Source organism: Paenactinomyces guangxiensis (assembly GCF_016055185.1).
GTDB lineage: Bacteria > Bacillota > Bacilli > Thermoactinomycetales > Thermoactinomycetaceae > Paenactinomyces > Paenactinomyces guangxiensis.
Genome location: NZ_JAECVR010000010.1, coordinates 22,224 through 43,795, shown reverse-complemented (window position 1 = coordinate 43,795; position 21,572 = coordinate 22,224). Strand labels below are relative to the sequence as shown.

Below are 21,572 nucleotides of genomic sequence, written 5' to 3'. Positions count from 1 at the left end.
GCAATCTGTCCTTTTCACAGAGTCATTACCAGTTGCCCAATCAAACAGACAAAGCCGGTTTCTCCCTTCATCTGCTTTCTACTGCTCCCCTCAATCTCCGTGGCTTCCCCCAACTCCCTTTAACAACACCTCTGCAATCATGCTAATTTCATCCTTTTCCTCGCTCTGTGCCAGTTGTTCCGGAAAAACATTGCGGGCTAACAGATATCCAATGGCCATAGATATCACACTGCGCAGGAGCACATAGTCGGGCAAGTCCCGGCGTAGCTCTCCCTCCGCCTGGAGCTGCTTGATTTTTTCTGACATAACCGGAAACACGCTTTTGGCGACATGGGTCTGTATTGCTTCCCGCAATTCAGGGTGAAACAGGCTTTCAACAAGGATAATTTTGATCTTTTTCCAGTTGGTTTCGATCAGTAGTACCCGATCGAGAATAACATCTTCCACTCTTTCGCGAAACGGTTTATCCTGTTCTAATATCTTCAATGCGGAACGGGTAATCCAGGGGCTTGCCACCTTGGCAATGGCCGGAATGACCAGGCGCAGCAAAAGTCCTTTTTTGGTGCGGTAATGTTTGAAAATGGTTGCTTCGGCCACTCCGGCCCGCTCGGCAATCTCACTTGTCGACGACCCGCTGAATCCTTTTTCGGCAAAAATATGGATTGCCGCTTCCAGGATCTTTTTTTGTTTCAGGGTTTCTTTATTGGTTTTGCCCAGGTCCAGATCATATTCGTCGGCGATCATCCGGACCCATTTTTCCCAGTCCTTCTCCGTCATCATATCCCCCTTGTCCAGTCATCACATAGACAAAGATATCTTCTAAAGAGGGCTTCTCTTTTTGCAGAGCGTCCGCAAAACAGCATTGTAAATCATTCAGCCCGCCCTTCGCTACCATTTTTCCCTCATTCATCAATCCTACTTCATCACAGCGTTCCGCCTCGTCCATATAGTGAGTGGTGACCAGTATGGTTGTTCCCCGTTCGGTTAACTCATACAACTGCTCCCAAAACAATCTCCGGGTGAGCGGATCTACCCCACTGGTAGGCTCATCAAGAAATAAAAGAGGCGGCGAATGGACGATGGCTGAGGCAAAGGCAACCCGCTGCCGGATGCCGCCACCCAAAGAGGAAACCTTCTTGTGACTGTTCTCTTGCAATTGGAAAAGCTCCAACAGTTCATTTACACGGCCCCGGACATCAGTAACTCCGTACAGCCGGGCGTAAAACAGGATATTTTCTTTCACCGTCAGATCAGGGTAGAGAGAAAATTTTTGTGACATATAGCCGATCTGCCGTTTGATCTTTTTTTGCCCCTTGATCATATCATGGCCCATCACCCGTCCCGATCCTCCGCTGGGAGGCAAAATGCCGCACATCATACGGATTAAGGTTGTTTTTCCCGCTCCATTGGCACCGAGCAATCCAAATATTTTTCCTTTGGTCACCGTTAATGATACACCATCTACTGCGCGGAAGGTACCAAACTCTTTCGTGATTTCATAAAGCTGAATCATCCGGTTTTCCTCCCATCCGCATCAGGTGAATAAAGACATCTTCAAACGAGGGTTCAATCTTTTCCAGCTTTTGTGCCAGACCTTCTTTCTCTTTCCATATTTCCAATTGTCTGGTTATTTTCCGTTCTTTTTCACACAGTAAAATCCAATCCGCCCCGCGAAAAAAGGCATCAACAACGCCGGGGATCTGTTTGACGGAAAGCAAATCCCGTGTTTTTCGCCGCCGCATCCCGGCGAGTCGAAATACCCGAAAGGGAAATTGCTCCACCAGCGTCAGGGGGCTTTCTTTTTGCATCAGTTTTCCCTGAAAAAGCAACAGCACTTCATCACATTGCGGCACTTCGTCCAAATATTGAGTCGAAACGATCACAGTCGTTCCGGTTTGCTTAATCTCCTGAATCAGCCTCCAAATTTCCCGTCGTGAAACAGGATCAACTCCATGAGTCGGCTCATCGAGGACAAGGCAGGCAGGATGGTGCAGAATCGCGGCAATGATGGCTAATTTTCGTTTCATGCCTCCGGAAAGATTTCCCGCCGCGCGGTCGGCAAAGGGTTCCAGAGAAGCCCATTTCAGCAGCTCATCGGCTCGCTTCTCCGCTTCGATCCTCTGAAGTCCGCGTAATGTCCCGTAAAAAAGCAGGTTCTCCTGCAAACTCATCTCTTCGTACAGGCCAAAATGCTCAGATACAAACCCGATCGACACAGATTCCGTCTTTTTTATAAAGCCTTCCGTGGGGGAAAGCAAGCCGACTAACAACTGAAGCAAAGTAGTTTTCCCAGCACCGTCCGGCCCGACAATTCCATAAATCGGTCCACTCTCCAGCAAAAAGGACAAATCCTGCAGCACCGTCTCTTTGCCATATCGCACAGATACCCCTTCAAACTGAAACATGTCCTTCACAACTCCTCTGTTAAGTTAAACTTTTGCGAAAGCGTATCGTGGCGATCAGTAAGAACAATATCCCAAACAAAGCCAATAAAGCGAAAGATAGAGGATGGTCCCAGGCGCTCATTCCTTTTAAAAACACATCCCGGCTGATCGGCAGAAAATAGGTAAGCGGCATCAAGTAAGATAACCAGCGAATTCCCCAGGGCATGGCTTCCAACGGGAAAATAAAACCGGAAAGGATTATCTGGGGAAAGAGTGTCAAAACAGCCAATTGCATCGCTTGTTGCTGGTTTTGCGACACAGTAGAAACCAGTAAACCCATCCCGAGCGAGCCTGCCAGAAAGAAAAAAGCGGCAAGTGCAAACGAAACCAGATCTCCGGTAAATGGAACCTCAAACACCCAAATTCCCACTCCCAGCACGACCAGGAAATCGATGACAGCAATCATCATATACGGCAACAGTTTTCCCAGGATCAGTTCAAAGGAGCTGAGGGGTGATACCATTAACTGTTCCAGAGTGCCTCGTTCTTTTTCACGCACCACCCCCAGTGCGGTCATCAAGGTGGTGATAAAAATGAGAACAAGACCCACCAATCCCGGAATCATATAGTTCACGCTCTTTAAATCCGGATTATACAACACATCCACCCTGGGGATCATATAGTCCGGATTGGGCAAAAGATCCCCCATTTGTTGCAACTGTTTCTCAGTGGCCGTACCCATCGCCTCTTCCACTTTTGCCCGGATGCTTTCCTCCATCCTTTTCCAGACTTGCGGCGGAATTTTTGCCTGATCAGGATGTGAAGGAATCTGCAACTGAGCTGCAACTTCCGGTGATTGACCCGCTGCTGTTTGAACCGTTTCCTTCAGCGATTGCATATTTTCCTGTTGCAAGTCGCCCAGGATCCCGTTCAGTTCACGTATGGCTGACTGGGCCGTAAATAAACGGCTCCCGTCTACCCGGAAACGCATTTGCCCATCCTCTGACTTCGCGAGCAGTTTGAAGTTTTTCGGAAAGATAATGGCGACATCGGTTGTTCCCTGCTCGAGTCTCCGGTAAGCCGTCTGCTCGTCCTCCGCCTCAACAATCTCCAACCCTTCCTCTTGAGTCATTTGTTCCCTTACTTTTTGGCTCTCTTCATTTTGCGCATGATCGACAATTGTACAATGAATGGTGTTGACATCAAAATTAACTGCATACCCGAAAGCAATCAACCAGATGACAGGAAGAAGCAGCATCATCGCCAGCGTCCGCCGGTCTCTCTTCATCTGGATAAACTCTTTGCGCACTAGGGCACCAATTCTCTCCCACATCACCGAGCCCTCCTTAACGACGGTTGGTAAGTGAGTGATTACTCACTTATATCGTATGAAAGACAAGCAGGTGATGTCAACAAAAAGTGAGTGATTACTCTCTCTTTCGCTCCAAACGATTCAATTAAATCCAGCGAATAAACAAAAGATTAATCAAACTTATTCATGTGATTTACAAAGAATGTTTATGATAGATTTATCAAGTTCATTTTCATCAGAATGATAAAATCTTATAAAATAGATTTATAAATAATTGCAAAATCACTAATCTTGAAACAAAGAACCTTTTCACCCGCTTTGTCTATAAATATATGATATATTTTTGCATCTATCTTGATATTTCCCGCTTCAGAAGGAGAAATAGAAAATGTACGAGATCACTCTGTGCAAAGCGATTACGAAGGAAGAGGAAGGCCGCTATCTCGAAGTTCCCTTCCCGATGCCGGAAAAGACGGAGCGGATTGATGTCGCATACGAAATCATTGATAAAGGAGCCGTTACTTCCGTTGTTGATCTGGGGATTCGGGATGACAGCCGGGTAAGGGGCTGGAGCGGGGGAGCACGCAAAAGCTTTTATCTCACAGTGGAAAAAGCAACGCCGGGTTACCTTCCCGGCTCCTTAAAACCGGGGGAATGGGCAGTGTTGCTTGGAGGCTATAAGATCGCCAAAACCGGATGTGAAGTGAAAATCACGATTCAGTTTACCATGCGGGAGCCGCGCTGGTATAAAGGGGACTTGCATACCCACAGCAATCATAGTGACGGCATGTATTCATTGGAAGAAGTTGTGAGTATCGCCGAAAAGCATCAGCTTGACTTTATCGCGCTGACTGACCACAACACTGTGAGCCAGAACTTTTGTTTTCCCAAAGAGAACAACATCGTCTTTATCGCCGGAATGGAGTTCACCACTCATCACGGGCATTGCAATTTTCTCGGTGTGGCTGATCCGGTTCGGGATTTCCGTGTTTCCTCCAGTGAGGAAGCCCTGGCCAAGGTGGCGGAAGCCCGGCAGTCCGGTGCCCTGATTGTGTTAAATCATCCCCATTGCTCCTTTTGCCCCTGGGAATGGTCCATGGATGTTGCTTATGATTGCGTCGAAATTTGGAACGGCCCCTGGCGGGAGGATAATCAAAGAACCCTGGACTGGTGGCAACAGCAACTTTCTCTGGGCCGAAAAATTGTCGCAGTCGGCGGCAGCGATGTTCACCGGCCCCATCCTTTTATCAGGCACGGTTTTCCGACCACCTGGATTTATAGTGAAGGCCGCGACACCTCGTCTCTTTTGCAGGCTTTAAGGCAAGGGCATACCTTTATCACCTATGCCCCAGAAGCCCCGACCGTCCATCTGAGATACCGGGATAAAATGATGGGCGATCAGGCGTGCGTCAAGGAAGGAAACATTAATACAGCGTTTACGGGCCTGGCAGAGGGTGATCATATTCGCTTTTACACGAACCGGGGGCTGGCAGCAGAACATATCGCCACAGAAAATATACAACGTTATCAAGTTGAAGTGAAAAACGAAAAGTTCCTCCGTGCAGAAGTATGGCGGAAATTTAACATTCCCGATGTGATTGATGCTTACCTGCCTGTCACCATCAGCAATCCGATTTATTTCAACACAAAGGAGTAAATGAAAGAGCCGGCCCGGGATCAGTCGGGCCGGCTTATATTTAACACCGATCATTCTGTGATACCAACTTGATCAAAGGCAGCGGCCACTGCCTGCACCTCTGCACTGTCAGTGCCATACAAATCGGTTGCCGCCTGAATGGTGGCGATGCGCGCATCCTTGAAGTTGGAATCAGGAGTCAGGTACATCGTAAGAGTGCGATAGTAAATCTTACCCAGCTTCTCTTTTCCGATCTGTTTCCCGGTCAAATAGGCCGCGTGATTGATAATGGAGGAATTGACATGTACTCCTCCGTTATCAAGAGTGATCGGAAGGTGATAAAATTGGCTCATGTGAGAGGGATAGGTACCGGAACCGTCACCGTATTGCCAGTATGCTTCATTTACCTTATACTTGTTCGGATTCTCAAGGCTTCGGAGGGAAGTACGGCCGGATGTGATCGCATCAGGTGCCATAATATCCTCACCCACTTCCCAATCGTCTGCATCAATGAGTGCACCAAAGATATCCGAATATGCTTCATTGAGTGCACCAGACTCGAAGCGGTACAGCAGACCGGCAGAATGGGTGGTCACACCATGTGTCATTTCGTGAGCGGCCACATCCAGTCCGGCTGACAAAGGAATAAAAAATTTCCCGTCGCCATCCCCGTACGTCATTTGATAGCCGTTCCAGAAGGCGTTATTATAGTCCTGTCCGTAGTGAACCGTTGATTTAATTGCCATTCCCTTACCGTCAATGGAGTTGCGGCCGTGTTCCTTCAGATAGTAATCATAAACCATTTTGGAATTATAATGCGCATCGACCGCGGCCCGTTGATAATCATCTTTCCAGGCGGCATCCTTGTCAGTGAAAAGCTCGCCCGGCAATGGAATCGTATCAGATCTCCATTGATTCTTGAAGTCATAAGTTAAAATCCCATCCATCGCCGGCAGTGAAATATCGTGGAGATAGAAAGTGGAGCCGGTATGATCACCCGGAACATTTTTATGGGAAATATTCAAAATGCGGTGATTCCCCTTCACGCCAATTCCCGATCCGCGGGCCGGCTTCAACTGCCCCGCATCCATCAGGGCGTTGTACTTGTCCACCACTTTACCCGTTTTCGCGTCTACATATACAAACCAGTTACCCGGACTTTGTCCTAAAAAGTTCACATTCACTTTATAAGTCAGATAATAGTCTTCTTTAAAAGGATAGACTACTAATTCGACGGTCGGCTTATAACTCAGCACTTCCGGTGCCGCCACCGCCTCTTTGGCCGTTGCCAGAGCCGACTCTTTCGATATGTCGGCCGTTGTATCAAACGTCATCTTGTCTATTTTGGAATCAAAGGAGCCATTCACTGTCCGGACCACATTCCCGGCATCAAAGTGAACAAGCACTTCCGTCCCGTCAACCGGTACATGATTTTTCATCTGTTGGAAACGAACGTGAGTCATCCCCAGGACGTCTTTTTCCGTACCTTTCACTTTCAAGTCCGATTCAGGATTTTTCATCCGGAAAAAGTCCCGGTTCCGCTCCAGGAAAGCGACTGCTGTTTCCGCATTACTTCCCGCTTGTCTGTCAGACAACACTCCTGACACAAACTCAGGCGTCCCTGACTTTTGATAAATAACTTTTAATTTGCCGTTGCTTTTCGCTCTGAATTGATTCAGAGACTTGTCCTTTTGCACTGAAGGCGGATCTGCAAAAGCTTGTCCCGGTACAATAGCGGTTCCGATCAGAAGAGCCAGAGCGAGGACCGACGAAAAAGCCTTGTTCACAAAATCACTCCTTTAAAACGGCTCTATTATGTGTTATGTTAATATTTTTATTAACAATTATAATTTATTAAATATTATTATGATTGTCAAATATATTTTGATTAATTGAACTATTTTTATATTACTAGCCCTTTATTCCATTCGTTACCTGTGAGTGTCCAAAAAATGAACAGCCTCATCTGGTTTGTACCACAGATCCTTGAATGTAACCCACCCGTGCGAAGTCAGCCCTGTCCCCCGAAGAGAGGGACGGGACAAGTCTCCCCTGCCTCGCCCAGGAACAAACTAGATCCATTGGTTCCGCACAAGCTTGTTAATAATCAATTTTGTGTTACGGGGAGTGCAATAGAGAAGTTTCGAGAGTTCCTCCATGGAGACCCGTATGGGAACTCCTTCCGATATGTCAGAATAGGCTTTCCTCAGAGTGAGATATTAAATTGCTGCCTGCATCGTATAGGTCAACCTCATTTCTGTCCGGCTTCGCAAAAGTTGAAATTTCCCCCGGAATCTTTACCCTTTTTTCACTCTATCAGGACCTTACAATTAGAGTATGGGAATGTAATGCAATGTATCTGTCCGGATGGATGATCTTATGGTGGGGAGGCAATTCTGTATTTCTGGCAGCCGCGATTCTCAATCTCTTGGTGGTTACTGTTTTTGTAAGAACCCGTCTTTGGAAAACAGATGATTTATCGAACCTCTGGCAACAGTTGCCGGTTCTTGCTCCAAATTTTAATCAAAACGATCCCCGGGAAGAGAGAGAAATATGTTAAATTACCTAACATAAATTTCAAAAATAACAATTGGGAGGAATTATTTTGCAAAACACACTACAAATCAGCGAGATTAAAGAATGGAATACACAAGATTTGCACTCCTGTGCCTCCCTGCTTATTGCAGTCGTGGAGGATGGAGCCTCCATTGGATTTTTGCCGCCACTGCGCGAAGACGATTCTCTTTCCTATTGGCAAGGTGTTCCAGCGCCGACAGTAAGATTGTGGGTCGCACGGCACAACGGAGAAATCGTTGGCACGGTACAACTCCATCTCAGCACAACTCAGAACGGAACCCACCGGGCAGAAATAGCCAAATTGATGGTCCATCCACAAAGCAGGCGGATGGGCATAGCACGACGGTTGATGACAGTAGCGGAACAAACGGCGATTCAGGAAAATCGGTCCCTGCTAGTCCTCGATACCCGAGCCGGTGACCCTTCCAATTCTTTATATCGTTCTCTCGGGTTCAGGGAGGCGGGCCGGATTCCACAGTACGCTAGGTCAGCGGACGGACTCCTGCATGAAACCGTATTTTACTACAAGCTGTTACACAAATCAGGATAATTTTTTAGCCATTTTTAAACTGACTATAGAAGCCAGTCCTTCGGCCCGAACCACGAAGGACTGGCTTCTGTTCTTATTATCCTTTATTTCACCCATGTATCGGCAAATGTTTCTTCTCTAAAGCCAACGGTTACTTTTTCGCCATCTGTGGTGATGGGACGTTTGATTAACATTCCGTCGGAAGCGAGAAGGTCCAGCTTTTCATCATCGCTCATCCCTTTTAATTTCTTAGACAGCCCCAGCTCCCGGTATTTCATTCCACTGGTGTTGAAAAACTTCTGTACGGGCAGGCCGCTCTTTGCCACCATCTCTGCCAGTTGTTCGCGGGAAGGAGATTCTTCCACAATATTTTTTTCGGTAAATGATACCCCATGTTCTTCCAGGTATTTTTTCGCTTTACGGCAAGTTCCGCATTTTGGATAGAGATACATCACAAGTGCCAACATGATCCCTCCTTATTGGGTCAAGCTTCATTTCACAGCTAAAGTTTTTCCCGAAACCTGACAGAGAAAACCTCCCCGTTTTTGCCGTTCTTTCATTCTAAAACCGGAAAGACTCCCTGACTTGCTTAAGAAATACAGCTATTATATCACACTTGAAAGAATCAAATCTTTTCCAAATTAAAAAAGAGCTCCCATCTTGAATTAGAGAGGAGCTCAGCATGTTCGGTCGGTTAATGGGTTGTTTCCTGCAAATCCCGGACTGGCACTGTCTTTTCATCCTCAGGATTGGCTTCGGGGTATACCCTGGCCGTTTGGTTTCCGTCATCAATGGTTTGAATCCAGACAGGGACTCCCTGGTATGTCACTTTGATCTTTTCCGGCGATTCTACAATTTGATTCGCCCGTTGGATATCCATCCTGTTTCCCCCTTTTGCACGGTTTTGCCGTTATTGTGCGTCAAAGGGAAGAAAATGATTCCAACAAGATTTTATCTGAAAACCTGGCCGCTCCGTTTATATTCTACATCTGAGACACCGGCGCGGACATTGGCGGTGCGGGCGATGGTGAAAAAGAAATCGGACAGACGATTTAAGTAACGGCGAACCTCGTCATTGGTTTCCTGTTCACGGCTTAGCGTCACAACTCTTCGCTCAGCCCGTCTGGTCAGGACCCGGCAAACATGGAGAGCTGCCGAAACCGCAGAACCGCCGGGGAGAATAAAACGCTGGATGGGCGGGCATTCGGCGTCATATCTGTCAATCAGCTGTTCCAGACGGGTGACCATCTCAGCCGTCACCTTATACTGTCGTTTTTTTCCGGCCTGGGCAAGGTCTCCGCCAGCGTCAAACAATTCATGCTGAATTTCAGTAAGGTCAGTGATAATATCCTGATGGACTTTGGGGTCCATACGGACAATAGCCTCACCGATAAACGCATTCACTTCATCCACCGTTCCGTACGCCTCGACACGAATATCATCCTTATGGATCCGGCCTCCAATTACTCCTGTTTTCCCTTCATCACCAGTACGTGTGTAGATTTTCATTCCCATCGTCCCTTTCAAGAGAAATAGTTTAAAGCTTTATTCGCATGGAGAGCGGTTAACCATGATAATGGTGAAGAGTGAGACTGTTTTTTCGGTTGGATTGCAAGAACACTTGCGGAACCTGCAGCTGGGGATGGTAAATAACCAGTGGTTTCACCCCGTATACTTCTTCAATCCAGGCGGGCTGAATCACTTCTTCAGGCTTTCCCGCTTTCACTGTCCTTCCTTCTTTTAAAAGAAGCAGACGGTCACAGTACTGGGCCGCTAAATTTAAATCATGCAAAACGATCAGAATGGCCAGTTGTTTACGTTCCTGCCAGGACTTGAGCAAATCGAGGATGGCCAGTTGATACTGAATATCCAGGTAAGTGGTGGGTTCGTCTAAGACAAGCAACTCTGGCTCCTGTGCCATCGCTTTAGCTATGGCAACTCTCTGCCGCTCTCCCCCGCTCAGTTGGGAAACAAAGCGGTCCCGTAAAGGAAAGACATCCGTTTCCTTCATCACATCTTGCACAATTTTGTTGTCTGCGGGACGAAGCCAGGGCCATGATCCCTGATAAGGGTGCCGGCCCATTTTCACTACGTCCTCGACCGAGTAGGGAACCGGACCGATGCTCTCCTGAGACAGCACGGCCATCTTTTTCGCCCGCTCTTTGGGTGAATAAGCGGACAACTCTTTCTCTGCCAGCCAAATGCCTCCCTGGTCAGGCCGTTCTTCTCCCGTTATCAGTTTCACCAGCGTGCTTTTCCCGCTGCCATTGGGTCCGAGAATACCCAGACATTCTCCCCGCTCCAGCCGAAGATCTACTCTGTCCAAGATGACTCTTTCCCCGTAAGATTTTTTCAACCCTTTCGCTGACAGCATCAGTAAACCCCCTGCTAGGCACTCAGTTTGTGCTGATTTTTTTTCAAGATGCAGGCAAAAAACGGGGCTCCGACAAAGGCAGTGATCACACCCACCGGCAATTCGGCCGGGCTGATCAGCAAGCGGGCCAAACAGTCCCCCCAGATGAGAAAAATGGCTCCGGCAAGAGCAGACAAGGGAAGCAATGTGCGATGATCCGCTCCTGTCAGCATCCTCATTACGTGGGGAATCACCAGCCCCACAAAACCGATGGCCCCGGAGACCGAAACGGCAACGGCGGTAAGCAGGGAAGCGACAATGAGCAGAAACAGGCGGACGTGCAATACAGAAACTCCCAGATGCGAAGCGGATCGATCTCCCAACGCAAACAGGTTTAGTTCCCTGCTAAAGATCCAGGAAATAATAAAAGCAATACAAAGCACGGGAACAACAGCCCAAACATGCTGCCATTCTTTCAGGGTAAAGCTACCAAACAGCCAAAACTGAATCCGCTGCATCTCTTCATCTGAAACTGAGATGATGAGGGTGAGAACAGCTCCAAAAAACGCGTTAATCACAACTCCGGACAAGATCAGGGATTCGGTCCGCAATTGAATATCTGTTTTTGCTAACCGGAGTACCAATAAAAGGGCCAGACAGCCACCGGCAAAAGAAAAAGCGGAAATGGTCCATCCCCCCAGCCGTCCCAATCCCCAACCGGTGACCATCACCAGGGCAGCACCGACGGAAGAGCCGGATGAAACACCCAGGATATACGGGTCGGCTAACGGATTTTTCAACAGCCCCTGAAAAACCGTTCCCGCCAATGCCAGTGCTGCTCCCACCGCAGCTGCCAGCAATACCCGCGGTAAGCGCAATTGCCAGACAATCGCCGCAGAAGCGGGGTCAAATCCGCCCCCTTTTGCAGAGATCACTCCCAGTTGCACCAGGATCACTTTCCAGACTGTCCCGGCGTCAATCTCTGTACTCCCCAGGGAAACCGCGATTGAGAAAGAAAAAAGAAAGCAGAGGAATAATCCTCCGCTCCAAAAGAGGAATCTCTTCCCTCTTGATGTCTGTACGATCATTATTTTTTCTCACCGAATTGTTCCGGATATAAGGCAACGGCTATTTTCTCAATTCCCTCGGTGATGCGTGGCCCGGGACGGTTGGTCAGGTTGGGGTCCATCGCATAGACCCGTTTATTTTTTACGGCCGAAATCGTCGCCCAACCTTTGCGGGCTAAGATCTCTTGCTCGCCGCCATGGGTGGAAATGATTACATCAGGATTCCATTTAACCACTTGTTCCGCTGAAACCTGAGGCCAGCCTTTTAAGTCTGCAGCCACATTTTTCCCGCCAGCGACCGTAACCAATTCATGCATAAAGGTATCCCCGCCGGCACTAAAAAGATCCGGCGAGATCTCGATCCATACTTTGAGCCGCTTCTCCTGCGGAATAGCAGCCAATTTGGTGAATACATCCCGTTTCTCCTTTTCCATGCGTGCCACTAACTGGTCCGCTTCCCGGGTTCGGTTAGTCGCATCACCGACCAAGTCTATGGATTTGTAAACATCCCTGATACTTTGGGCATCCAGAACCAGCACAGGGATCCCCAATTTTTTCAGCTGATCAATGGTTTCCTTGCCATTTGCCGCATTGGCCAGAACCAAATCGGGCTTTAAGGCGACCACTTTTTCTACGTTTATTTTAAAGTCGCCCACCTTGGGCAATTTTTTTACCTCGGCCGGGTAATCATCATTGGTCGTGACACCGACCATTTGTTTGCCAAGATTGAGGGCATAGGCGATTTCCGTATTGCTGGGAATCAGTGAAACAATCCGTTGCGGTTGTTTTTCGATGGTGACAAGGTTGCCGCCCTGATCCTTCAGCTGAATGGGATATTTGATCGAACCTGGCTGTTTTGGGGTATGAGCACCTGCTGTGTCAGTTCCCGGTGCCGGGGTACAACCGGCCACGGCCAGACTGAAAATCAGCAACAATGAGAACAAAGTAGTCCAAAGTCTGCGATTTAACACCCGAATCTCTTCTCCTCTCCAAGATGTGTGACGCTTTTCTCCGGGAATATAAACATAAAAAGCCCTGTGGCTTTCGAGGCACAGGGCAGAGATATGCATGCGAATAAACAGCCGCCGACGGGCGACCGGGCCGCACGCGTCTCTCCTTTACCTCGAAGGAGAACGCAAGTGGACAGGCAAGACAGGTATCCTGGCTCATGGATCTTCGTCTGGCCGCGCCTTCCCATCGAACACCGACAGTGGCTTCATGCAGCCATCCTCCCCATTCACAGTGGCGGGACCGCGCCGGATTTACACCGGACTTCCCTCTTCGCTTTCCGAAAAGAAAGATCTTGCCCACTATTCACTTCGTTCGCCTTCATTATATAGTAAAGGAGGAAGGTATTCAATTTACATGTTTTGCAATAAGGAGCTGAGACCTCTTGCAACAATCATTTGTCCTGGAATTGGGAAAAGAAGATCGGGTGATCCGCGGGGAAGTTACCATTCCGGCGGGTTCCGGGTATTTCCCTGCGATTTTCGTCTGCCATGGATTTAAAGGATTTAAGGATTGGGGCTTTTTTCCTGTCCTTGCTGAGCGGCTTGCCGAGGCAGGATTTGCTGTTATCACCTTTAACTTTTCCATGAACGGAGTCGGAGAGGACCTGCAACACTTTACCGAGTTAGACAAGTTTGCCCGTCTCACGTTCAGCCGGGAGCAGGAAGATCTGTCATTTTTGCTCGGGCAATTGCAAAGGAAAGCCCTGCCTTTTGCGGAAAGAATCGACCCCAACCGTTTGGGAATCATGGGGCATAGCCGCGGGGGAGGAAACAGTCTGATTTTCGCTCTTGATCATGCTGAAATCCGGAGTGTGGCTATCTGGAACAGTATTTATAGAACCGACTTTTTCAGCGAAGAAATAATCAGAGAAATCAGGGAGAAAGGGGCAGCCTATATCGAAAATGCCCGCACGGGGCAGCAAATGCCGATCCACCGGGAGGTACTGGACGATATAGAGGCAAATAAAGAGCGTTATAACATATTAACCCGTCTGCGGGAATTTCATCGTCCACTGCTGATTATGCAGGGCGATCAGGATCTTCCCGGATTCCCGGAAGGAGCGCAGCAGATGGCCGACGCGGCCCCTCAAGCGACCCTCCATGTCATACCGGGTGCCAATCACACGATGGGGGCAGTCCATCCCTTTACCGGTATGACTCCCTTCCTTGAAGAAGCGATCCGTAAAACAGCCGGCTTTTTTAATAAGACATTGTGATAATCTTAAGAGAGGACCGTACACATCAGTGTCGGTCTTTTCTTTTTCTGTGAAAGTGTTGTGTATCACAGGGGGGAGGGCAGAATTCTGTCTCGCTCCCAAACGGTGACCTGCAAGGAAGTAAGTGATGGCCGCTCCAAAAACTGCACAAGGGGCGCAGGAATTAGGCAGAGAAGCGGGGGCAAGGCAGTGTTGCCTCTCTTTTTCTCTTGCTCTGTTTTTTCCGCTCGGTCGGTCGCCAAAAGGTCGCTCCCCGGATTTCCGCTTCCCCGGCATGCTTCAACCGTTCATTCCGGGGGTGGTCTTCCCTGGGATGAGGTTTCTTTTTTACCATTTTCATTTTCGTAGACTGCTAGCCTAAACTCTTTTACCTTGTTTTTCATAGATTAATAAAAAACGAGGTGAATCATATGCCAACCGTTGTAATTGACCCCGGTCACGGAGGAAATGATGCGGGTGCTGTAAACGGAAGCTATCAGGAAAAAAATTTCACGCTGGAGATTTCCCGGAAAGTTCGCGATTATTTGCTTGATCATTATAAAGTTAATATCCTGATGACAAGAACAACAGATCAGACAGTCAGCTTGCAACAAAGGACAGACTTTGCCAATTCCAATCATGCAGATTATTTTTGTTCCATCCATATCAACGCAGGCGGCGGAACCGGCTGGGAGAGCTATATTTTTAATGGCACAGTCCCGCAAGCAACCATCCGGGCACAACAAATCATTCATCAAACAGTGATGGATGTCATTGGCAAGAAGTACGGGGTCCGGGATCGCGGAAAAAAACGGGCCAACTTTCACGTGTTAAGAGAAACAGAGATGTCCGCGATCTTACTGGAAAATTTGTTTATTGATACTTCCGAAGACCTGAAACTGTTAAATAACAGCACTTTTATTCATGATCTCGCCGTTTCCATCGGAGAGGGGATTGCCAAAGCCCTTTCCTTAGAAAAAAAAACCCGGACCCTCTATAAGGTGATCGCCGGCTCCTTTAAGAACAGGCAAAATGCCGAGGATAGAAAATCTTTTTTAGCAACGAAGGGGATCGACTCCATCATCGTAAAAGTCAGCCTTAATGGCGAAGACTGGTATCGCGTACAGTCGGGAGCATTCCGTGAGCGTGCCAACGCGGAAGCACGCCTGGAGGAAGTGAAATGGGCAGGCATCAGTGACGCTTATATTCTGGAAGACGAGACTCCGCAGGGCTGACCTTCTTCCGGGAAATCTGACTCCTGGTTGTTAACATCCTTTTAAGTAATTTTTACCCATTTAATTAAAATATTTACTATAAACAACTTTCAGCAACGTAGCACCCGCCCGACCCGTTTTGTTGGGCGAGTGCTATTTTATTCTTGTTTTCAATAACTCGGCACACCGGATAAAATATTGTGACCATTTAAATTTTTGTAGACGATTTATATTATTTTGATATATAATTCTCTTGGATGAAAACATAAATGGGGTGAACAAGCATGAAAAAACGGTACCGTCCTATCTCCATTTTAGTGTTGTTCACATTCATACTTATGAGTGCAGTGGTCCCTCTCGATACAGCCAAAGCAAACGACATTCCTGCAAAAAATGATCCCTGGAAACAAAAGTCCATTCTTCATTACTTGTTGTTTACCCGGGACGCCGGCATTGAACAGGATGTTATGCAGATGAGAAAAGATTTGTCCCTGAACGCTGACAAACTCACCCAATTAAAAGCGATTGCCGAACAAGAGTTTATAGCGTTGAGAAATTTAAAGAAAGAGTCAGATGAGTTTATTTTAAACCGCAAACTGACAATGGATGAAAAAAGAAAAAAAGTGAAAGAGATGCGCTATAACGAGCACCATGACCAAATTCTTCAGCAAAGCGACAAAAAAGTGCGTCAGGTGTTGAAAGATCAATACCCGAAGTTTCGCCAGTTCATCAAAAACTGGTGGGCCGGGGAAAGCGTCAAGCGCATCACGGAACTGCGGACACAGGCTGCCGTCAATAACATCCGTGTTTATGCAACGCAATACAATCCCAATACCCCCGGAGCCGTTGAAGTTGCCCTCCCTGATAAATACCTGAAATTTGCCAACCTGGGCTGGGATTACACCTACCCCAATCCTCCATATACAGTCAATATCCAACGAGAATCAACCGGCCAATGGATCTACGACATTCGCGTCGATGAAGTAGGTCCCTGGAATACAGATGATAATTACTGGGACGATAATACGAAGCGGCGGATTTATTCAAAATTGTGCTGTACCACACAACAATTAGACCCGGGCATCCCCGAGTCTTACGCTGCCTATTATGAAGGATATAATAACGGAAAAGACCAGTTCGGCCGCAACGTGGCAAATCCGGCCGGGATTGACCTGACCCCGGAGACAGCCAAAAAACTTGGACTGGCCTATCTGCAAAATGCATGGGTGATCTTTACCACCGATGATTTTGGCGGCAGCAATCCTGAGAAACTGTACAAAGTGATTGCCGGCTCGTTCAGCGATAAGCAAAACGCCTTAGACCGGGAAGCTTATCTGGAATCAAAAGGCATTGAATGTATCATCATGCAAGTGACCGTCTCCGGGAAAACCTATTACCGGGTACAGGCAGGAGCCTACCGGGAACGCGCAAATGCCGAAGCCCGATTGCAGGAAGTGAAGGATGCAGGCGTTACAGATGCCTTTATTGTATATGAGTAATTTTTTGAAAGCTGCTTAACGAAAAAGTACCATTTTCTCCACCCATGAAACAGCACCTGCCGCACTGATTCGGCAGGTGCATTTTTTTGTTATAGTCTGGGGTCGACAGGTTCCGATTCGAGGGCCAATACACCAAAACAGCATTGATGTACCCGGCGCAACGGTTCACCAGCCACAAACCGTTCCAACGCCTCAAGGCCAAGCGCGAATTCACGGACTGCAAGTGACCTTTTTTTCCGCAATCCCCGGGCACGAAGACGGGTTAAATTCTCTTCTGTCGTGTACTCGGGTCCGTAAATAATCCGTAAATATTCTCTGCCCCGGCATTTGAGCGCCGGCTGGATCAGGCCGCGTTCCCCCCTGGTGATGAAGGTAAGAGGCTTCACGACCATCCCTTCGCCCCCGCTCTCCGTCATCTCCTGCCACCAACGGATTCCTTGTTCCACACTGGCCGGATCATGGACATCAATCACTTGATAGCGGGTTGCCAGCAATATTTCGGAATCACAGGCACAAATTTGCCTTATGTTCTCCATATGCCAGTCATGATCACGATCGATATGGGCCTTGCCCTCTGTGGCGAGGAGATGAAAAGGAGCCAATTTTAAGTCATCGGCACTTTCCACCGTCCAACAATAACGGCGATAAGCGTCGACGAAACGCATACTTTGTTCCTGCCGCTGCAGGTAACGTGTATACAATTGGCCAACCTCCCTCCCATTCGCCTTTGCCCGCTCCAACAGGGAAACTGTCTCCGACAAAGCGCGGGTTGCCGCAAACCCGACTGCTGCATATTGCTGCTGCAGTAATTCTTGAGCTTTGGCTGACCACGGCATCAATTCACAGTCAAAGCACGCCCAGCCCGTCTCGAATTTTTCCCAGAATCCCGCCTTGTCCATGGCCAGGCGAAGACGCTGAAGCAACACTTGCTCCATGTTCTGATCATGAAAAAAGCGGCGGCCGGTTCGGGTGTAACAAATCCCCCATCCACCATCCTCAATGCCAAAGCGCTTTCTTGCCACCTCTGCATCCCGGCATACGACCACAATCGCCCGGGAGCCCATATGCTTTTCTTCGCAAATCACCCGTGGCACTCCCTGCTCGCGATAATAAGCAAATGCCTCCCGGGGATGTTCAAGCAATCCCGGTTCCTGCGAAGTTTCTGTCGGGGACATCGTCGGCGGCAGATAAATCAGCCATTTGGGGTCGACCACAAAACGGCTCATCGCCTCCAGGGCCGCCATGGCATTTTCCTGTTCAATCTTGACCGGTTTTTGCAATAGACGGGTAGAAATCCGCTGCTCTAAGATATCCTGGATATCCAACACAAGATCGGCGTCCTGTGATGTGGAAAAATTTTCCTCAGCGATCAAAGGGCGCGCCGGTTCGACATAAACCTGTTTCGCCGGTACGGAGACCACTTCTTTTTCCGGATAGCGCAGGGCAGTCAGTTTTCCGCCAAACACACAGCCTGTATCAATATTGAGTGTGCCATTGATCCAAACAGGCTCCCTGACAGGGGTATGGCCATATACCACCATCGCGCGGCCACGGTATTCTTCAGACCAATGATAGCGCACGGGCAAACCATATTCATCCACTTCCCCTGTTGTCTCCCCGTACAGGGCAAACTCGCGGACTCGGCCGGACGCACGGCCCTGAAGGGATTCTTTCAGTCCGGCATGGGCAACCACTAATTTGCCCCGGTCCAGCACATAATGGCTGACCAATCCGTCAAGAAACTGGCGAACTTCCTCGATCCACTCGGGCGGTTCGTGCTCCATTTGCTGCAAGGTCATTTCCAGTCCGTGCCTGACCTGAACATTGTGCCCGTTCAACTTTCGCAATAATTTCATATCATGGTTTCCCGGGACGCAATAAGCATTTCCGGCGCGAACCATATTCATAACCAGTCTGAGGACTGCAGGCGTGTCAGGCCCCCGGTCAACCAAATCACCAAGAAAAATAGCTTTTCTTCCTTCAGGGTGATGAGCCTGGCAACCGTCCCCTGTCATCTGATAACCTAATTTCCCTAATAACTCCTTTAATTCGTCAAAGCAGCCATGAATATCTCCAATGATATCAAATGGCCCGGTTTCTTCTTTTTTATCCGTCCACAGCCGTTCTCTCTTGATCTGTACAGCTTGCAGCTCTTCTACAGAGGAAAACTTATAAATATAGCGAAAACCTTCCCGTTTCAACCCTTTCAGGGACCGCCTCAACTGTTGCGTCTGACGGCGGATCACATGGGCTGGAAGATTGCGATCCGTCCGGGTCTGGTTATGGGCATGGCATACTTTTTCCGGCAGATGAAAGACGATCGCTACGGGAAGACAATGATATTCCCTGGCCAATTTCAGCAACTTTTCGCGCCCTTCTTTTTGTACATTTGTGGCGTCAATCACTGTCAACTTTCCGGCAGCCAGGCGTTTCGCAGCGACAAAATACAATACCTCAAATGCCGCTCCGGAGGCAGATTGATTATTTTCGTCATCGGAAACCATACCGCGGAAGAAGTCAGACGATAAAATTTCCGTTCTCTTAAAATGTTTCTGCGCAAAGGTCGATTTTCCCGATCCCGAAGCTCCAATCAGGATTACCAGCGAAAGTTCAGGTATTTTTATATTCATCACAAACACTCCGTACTAGGAAATCTGCGTAAAAACAGCCATCTGTGTAGGAGGGCCTACTTGCTCGTCCACAGGGCCGATGGGAGCGAAGGAAACACTGTAACCATGCTCGTCTGCAACACGGTTTGCCCATTCCTGAAACTGAAGCCGTGTCCATTCAAAGCGATGGTCCGAATGGCGGAACTTCCCTGCCCGCAGGTTTTCAAATTTAGCATTGTATTCTACATTAGGTGTAGTTAAAACAACGGTTCCCGGTTTAGCGAATTCAAACAACACCCGTTCAAAACTTTTCAAACGATTTGGCTCCAAATGTTCGATTACTTCTACCATGGCCGCAGCCTCAAACCCGGAGAGACGCTCGTCGCGGTAGAGCAAAGAACCCTGGATCAGCTGAACTCTTTCCGCCTGTGCAGAAGAGAGGCAGTCCAGATGAAGCCGTTCCTGTGCGATCATAAGGGCACGGGCCGACACATCCATACCGACAATCTCTTTAACCTGTCGCTCTTTCATTAGAAGGCGAATCAATTTCCCTTCCCCGCACCCCAGATCCAGGATACGGGTTGCTCCGCTTCCGATCAGCGTTCGGCTGACTGCTTGTAAACGCTGTTCGTTCAGGCTGAGCGGCTTCTCAATCCCTGCTTCCTGTTCCTCCTTCTGCTCCTCTTCCCCGGTAACAGCCGTTTCCTGGTCCATCAACCGCTCCATGGCCGTTCGTGCCAATTTGCGCCGGTACTTCAGATACCTGGTTGCGATCAACTCCCGCTCGGGATGCTCAGACAACCACTCTTCTCCGTGGCGCAGCAGCTTTTTCAACTCGTCCTCGCCCACCCAGTAATGCTTCTCGTTATCAAGCACGGGAATCAAAACATAAAGATGGGAAAGGAGATCTTTCAAGCGGACATCTCCCCGAATGGTGACACTATAGTAGGGACTGATCCCCCAATCAGGAAATTGGTCGTCCAGCAATCCCGCTTCCATCTCCAGTTCATAGCCCAGTGGTTCAAACAGCCGGCGAAGCATCTGCTCCCCGCCTCTGCAGGGAATGACAGACAAATGCGCTTCCAGAGGAAGTTTTTGCTCCACCAGCCCTGGCCTCTCTTTGCTCCTTCCCGCCAGCGCAGTGCCAAACACCCGGGCAATCGCCACACTTAAAAATGAAGAAGCGACATAGGGACGGTCATTCACATATTGCTCCATCGTAAACCCTTCATTGGCCCCTTTTTTGCGGCCCCGGACCAATCCAACCGGATCTATATCCAACACCAGAGCTGCCGTGCAACGTTCTTCACTCACTTCCGGGTAAAACACATGGGCTTCCCCATAGGATAGAGAAAAAGTCTGTACCCGTTGTGGATTCTTATGTAACAAGTACCCAAGATCCGTCGCCGGCCACCCTTGATATGTAATCGTCAGTAACATAGTTCCCCTCACCTAAACTTCAAGTTCTCTACTTTTTCAACTAAAAGTATTTATATTCTATAGATGTGAGTAAACTCCTGCTATTTTTCCCGAAAAAAAAGCAAAAAGACCGGCGTTTTTTGCCAGCCTTTTGCTCAAGGGGGTCAAACGTTTTATCGATAAATGGGAGGGTATCGCAAACTTTAATGATTCAGATAAATCTCTTATATGAAATCTAATCAGTATTTCATACAGGAACAGATGAAACTGATAAACACGCTTTTCAATGTTCAATTTGTAATATATAAACGTTCGATTCGGCTCATAGGTTTCACGAAAATAATATTTTTTTAAAATCTATTTCCTATGTTCTAATATTACCCATAACTTTTATAAATAAACGTGATTGAGCAAATTTTTCAACTCATTAGACTGATGTTTGTATCTATGCATCGCAACTGCGAGGAAGTAGAAATGGCCGCTCCAAAAACTACACAAGGGTGCAGGCATTAGGGGTGGGAAGTGAATTCAAGGGAGGATTGACTCGCTTTTTCCCTTGTTCCGTTTTTTCCGCTCGGTCGGTCGCCAAAAATCGTTTCCCTGAAAACCTGCCTCCCCGGCATGATTAAGCTTTCATCCCCGGGTTGTGCCGCTAAGTCATGAGAGTTCTGTGATCAGATATCTGTTCTGCCAAAAGCATAACCCTGCCATTCTACTATTATTTTTACTCTATCTGGCAATATAAACTATTTCGGCTCTCGTTCGTG

General features: G+C 48.2%; 21 protein-coding genes and 1 riboswitch. Of the genes, 6 read left to right on the top strand and 15 right to left on the bottom strand.

All coding sequences use genetic code 11. The features are described from left to right. Positions 1-90: 90 nt before the first annotated feature. The 4 genes from I8U27_RS10780 to I8U27_RS10765 are packed head-to-tail and all read right to left on the bottom strand — an operon-like array spanning position 91 to position 3,717. The gene (locus I8U27_RS10780; protein WP_181752072.1) at positions 91-777 is read right to left on the bottom strand and encodes a TetR/AcrR family transcriptional regulator; all 687 of its coding nucleotides are present in this window, start codon (positions 775-777) and stop codon (positions 91-93) included. Then, on the bottom strand, positions 725-1,513 hold the full coding sequence (locus I8U27_RS10775) for an ABC transporter ATP-binding protein (protein ID WP_181752071.1): 789 nt from the start codon (positions 1,511-1,513) through the stop codon (positions 725-727). Before I8U27_RS10775 ends, I8U27_RS10780 begins: the two co-directional genes overlap by 53 nt. Then, positions 1,497-2,405: an ABC transporter ATP-binding protein gene (locus I8U27_RS10770; RefSeq protein ID WP_181752070.1), complete on the bottom strand. Its 909-nt coding sequence runs from the start codon at positions 2,403-2,405 to the stop codon at positions 1,497-1,499. The genes I8U27_RS10775 and I8U27_RS10770 overlap by 17 nt, the downstream gene beginning before the upstream one ends. 19 nt (positions 2,406-2,424) lie before the next feature. Then, entirely contained in the window at positions 2,425-3,717 is a 1,293-nt protein-coding gene (locus I8U27_RS10765; protein WP_181752069.1) for an ABC transporter permease, read from the bottom strand. Between the two features lie 367 nt (positions 3,718-4,084). Between I8U27_RS10765 and I8U27_RS10760 the strand changes: the two genes are divergently transcribed. After that, positions 4,085-5,353, top strand: a complete 1,269-nt coding sequence (locus tag I8U27_RS10760; RefSeq protein WP_181752068.1) for a CehA/McbA family metallohydrolase — start codon at positions 4,085-4,087, stop codon at positions 5,351-5,353. A gap of 50 nt (positions 5,354-5,403) precedes the next feature. Here the strand turns inward: I8U27_RS10760 and I8U27_RS10755 are convergent, their stop codons facing one another. After that, the gene (locus I8U27_RS10755) at positions 5,404-7,119 is read right to left on the bottom strand and encodes a M4 family metallopeptidase (RefSeq protein ID WP_181752067.1); all 1,716 of its coding nucleotides are present in this window, start codon (positions 7,117-7,119) and stop codon (positions 5,404-5,406) included. 285 nt (positions 7,120-7,404) lie between these two features. Then, a complete protein-coding gene (locus tag I8U27_RS21350) occupies positions 7,405-7,503 on the bottom strand; it encodes an SgrR family transcriptional regulator (RefSeq protein ID WP_374057925.1) in 99 nt (32 codons plus the stop codon). Positions 7,504-7,685: 182 nt separating this feature from the next. Here I8U27_RS21350 and I8U27_RS20620 point away from each other — a divergent pair, with 182 nt between their 5' ends. Next, the gene (locus tag I8U27_RS20620) at positions 7,686-7,892 is read left to right on the top strand and encodes a hypothetical protein (RefSeq protein ID WP_232345371.1); all 207 of its coding nucleotides are present in this window, start codon (positions 7,686-7,688) and stop codon (positions 7,890-7,892) included. A gap of 45 nt (positions 7,893-7,937) precedes the next feature. Beyond that, positions 7,938-8,459 (top strand): GNAT family N-acetyltransferase, encoded by a 522-nt coding sequence (locus I8U27_RS10745; RefSeq protein ID WP_181752066.1) that lies wholly within the window; start codon positions 7,938-7,940, stop codon positions 8,457-8,459. Positions 8,460-8,542: 83 nt separating this feature from the next. Here I8U27_RS10745 and I8U27_RS10740 read toward each other — a convergent pair whose 3' ends face one another. From I8U27_RS10740 to I8U27_RS10715, 6 genes are all read right to left on the bottom strand, one after another. After that, positions 8,543-8,902, bottom strand: a complete 360-nt coding sequence (locus tag I8U27_RS10740) for an arsenate reductase family protein (RefSeq protein ID WP_181752065.1) — start codon at positions 8,900-8,902, stop codon at positions 8,543-8,545. 230 nt (positions 8,903-9,132) lie between these two features. Continuing rightward, a complete protein-coding gene (locus I8U27_RS10735) occupies positions 9,133-9,318 on the bottom strand; it encodes an H-type small acid-soluble spore protein (RefSeq protein ID WP_181752064.1) in 186 nt (61 codons plus the stop codon). 71 nt (positions 9,319-9,389) lie between these two features. After that, positions 9,390-9,947 (bottom strand): cob(I)yrinic acid a,c-diamide adenosyltransferase, encoded by a 558-nt coding sequence (locus tag I8U27_RS10730; RefSeq protein WP_181752063.1) that lies wholly within the window; start codon positions 9,945-9,947, stop codon positions 9,390-9,392. Between the two features lie 55 nt (positions 9,948-10,002). Continuing rightward, entirely contained in the window at positions 10,003-10,812 is an 810-nt protein-coding gene (locus tag I8U27_RS10725) for a heme ABC transporter ATP-binding protein (protein WP_181752062.1), read from the bottom strand. Between the two features lie 14 nt (positions 10,813-10,826). Then, positions 10,827-11,879: a FecCD family ABC transporter permease gene (locus I8U27_RS10720; protein WP_181752061.1), complete on the bottom strand. Its 1,053-nt coding sequence runs from the start codon at positions 11,877-11,879 to the stop codon at positions 10,827-10,829. Then, entirely contained in the window at positions 11,879-12,829 is a 951-nt protein-coding gene (locus tag I8U27_RS10715) for an ABC transporter substrate-binding protein (RefSeq protein ID WP_181752060.1), read from the bottom strand. The genes I8U27_RS10720 and I8U27_RS10715 overlap by 1 nt, the downstream gene beginning before the upstream one ends. A 163-nt stretch (positions 12,830-12,992) precedes the next feature. After that, positions 12,993-13,179, bottom strand: a riboswitch (cobalamin riboswitch). Between the two features lie 72 nt (positions 13,180-13,251). Between I8U27_RS10715 and I8U27_RS10710 the strand changes: the two genes are divergently transcribed. Beyond that, entirely contained in the window at positions 13,252-14,085 is an 834-nt protein-coding gene (locus I8U27_RS10710) for an alpha/beta hydrolase family protein (RefSeq protein WP_181752059.1), read from the top strand. 163 nt (positions 14,086-14,248) lie between these two features. Here I8U27_RS10710 and I8U27_RS10705 read toward each other — a convergent pair whose 3' ends face one another. Then, positions 14,249-14,425 (bottom strand): hypothetical protein, encoded by a 177-nt coding sequence (locus I8U27_RS10705; protein ID WP_181752058.1) that lies wholly within the window; start codon positions 14,423-14,425, stop codon positions 14,249-14,251. A 70-nt stretch (positions 14,426-14,495) separates the two neighbouring features. On the opposite strand from I8U27_RS10705, the gene I8U27_RS10700 reads away from it, so the two are divergent. Together I8U27_RS10700 and I8U27_RS10695 are read left to right on the top strand one after the other, a co-directional pair. Next, complete coding sequence (locus tag I8U27_RS10700) at positions 14,496-15,299, top strand: N-acetylmuramoyl-L-alanine amidase (protein ID WP_181752057.1); 804 nt, start codon at positions 14,496-14,498, stop codon at positions 15,297-15,299. 263 nt (positions 15,300-15,562) lie between these two features. Beyond that, positions 15,563-16,777, top strand: a complete 1,215-nt coding sequence (locus tag I8U27_RS10695) for an SPOR domain-containing protein (RefSeq protein WP_232345369.1) — start codon at positions 15,563-15,565, stop codon at positions 16,775-16,777. 89 nt (positions 16,778-16,866) lie between these two features. Here I8U27_RS10695 and I8U27_RS10690 read toward each other — a convergent pair whose 3' ends face one another. After that, entirely contained in the window at positions 16,867-19,407 is a 2,541-nt protein-coding gene (locus I8U27_RS10690; RefSeq protein ID WP_181752056.1) for a polynucleotide kinase-phosphatase, read from the bottom strand. Between the two features lie 15 nt (positions 19,408-19,422). Beyond that, positions 19,423-20,826 (bottom strand): 3' terminal RNA ribose 2'-O-methyltransferase Hen1, encoded by a 1,404-nt coding sequence (locus I8U27_RS10685; RefSeq protein WP_181752055.1) that lies wholly within the window; start codon positions 20,824-20,826, stop codon positions 19,423-19,425. Between the last annotated feature and the right edge of the window lie 746 nt (positions 20,827-21,572).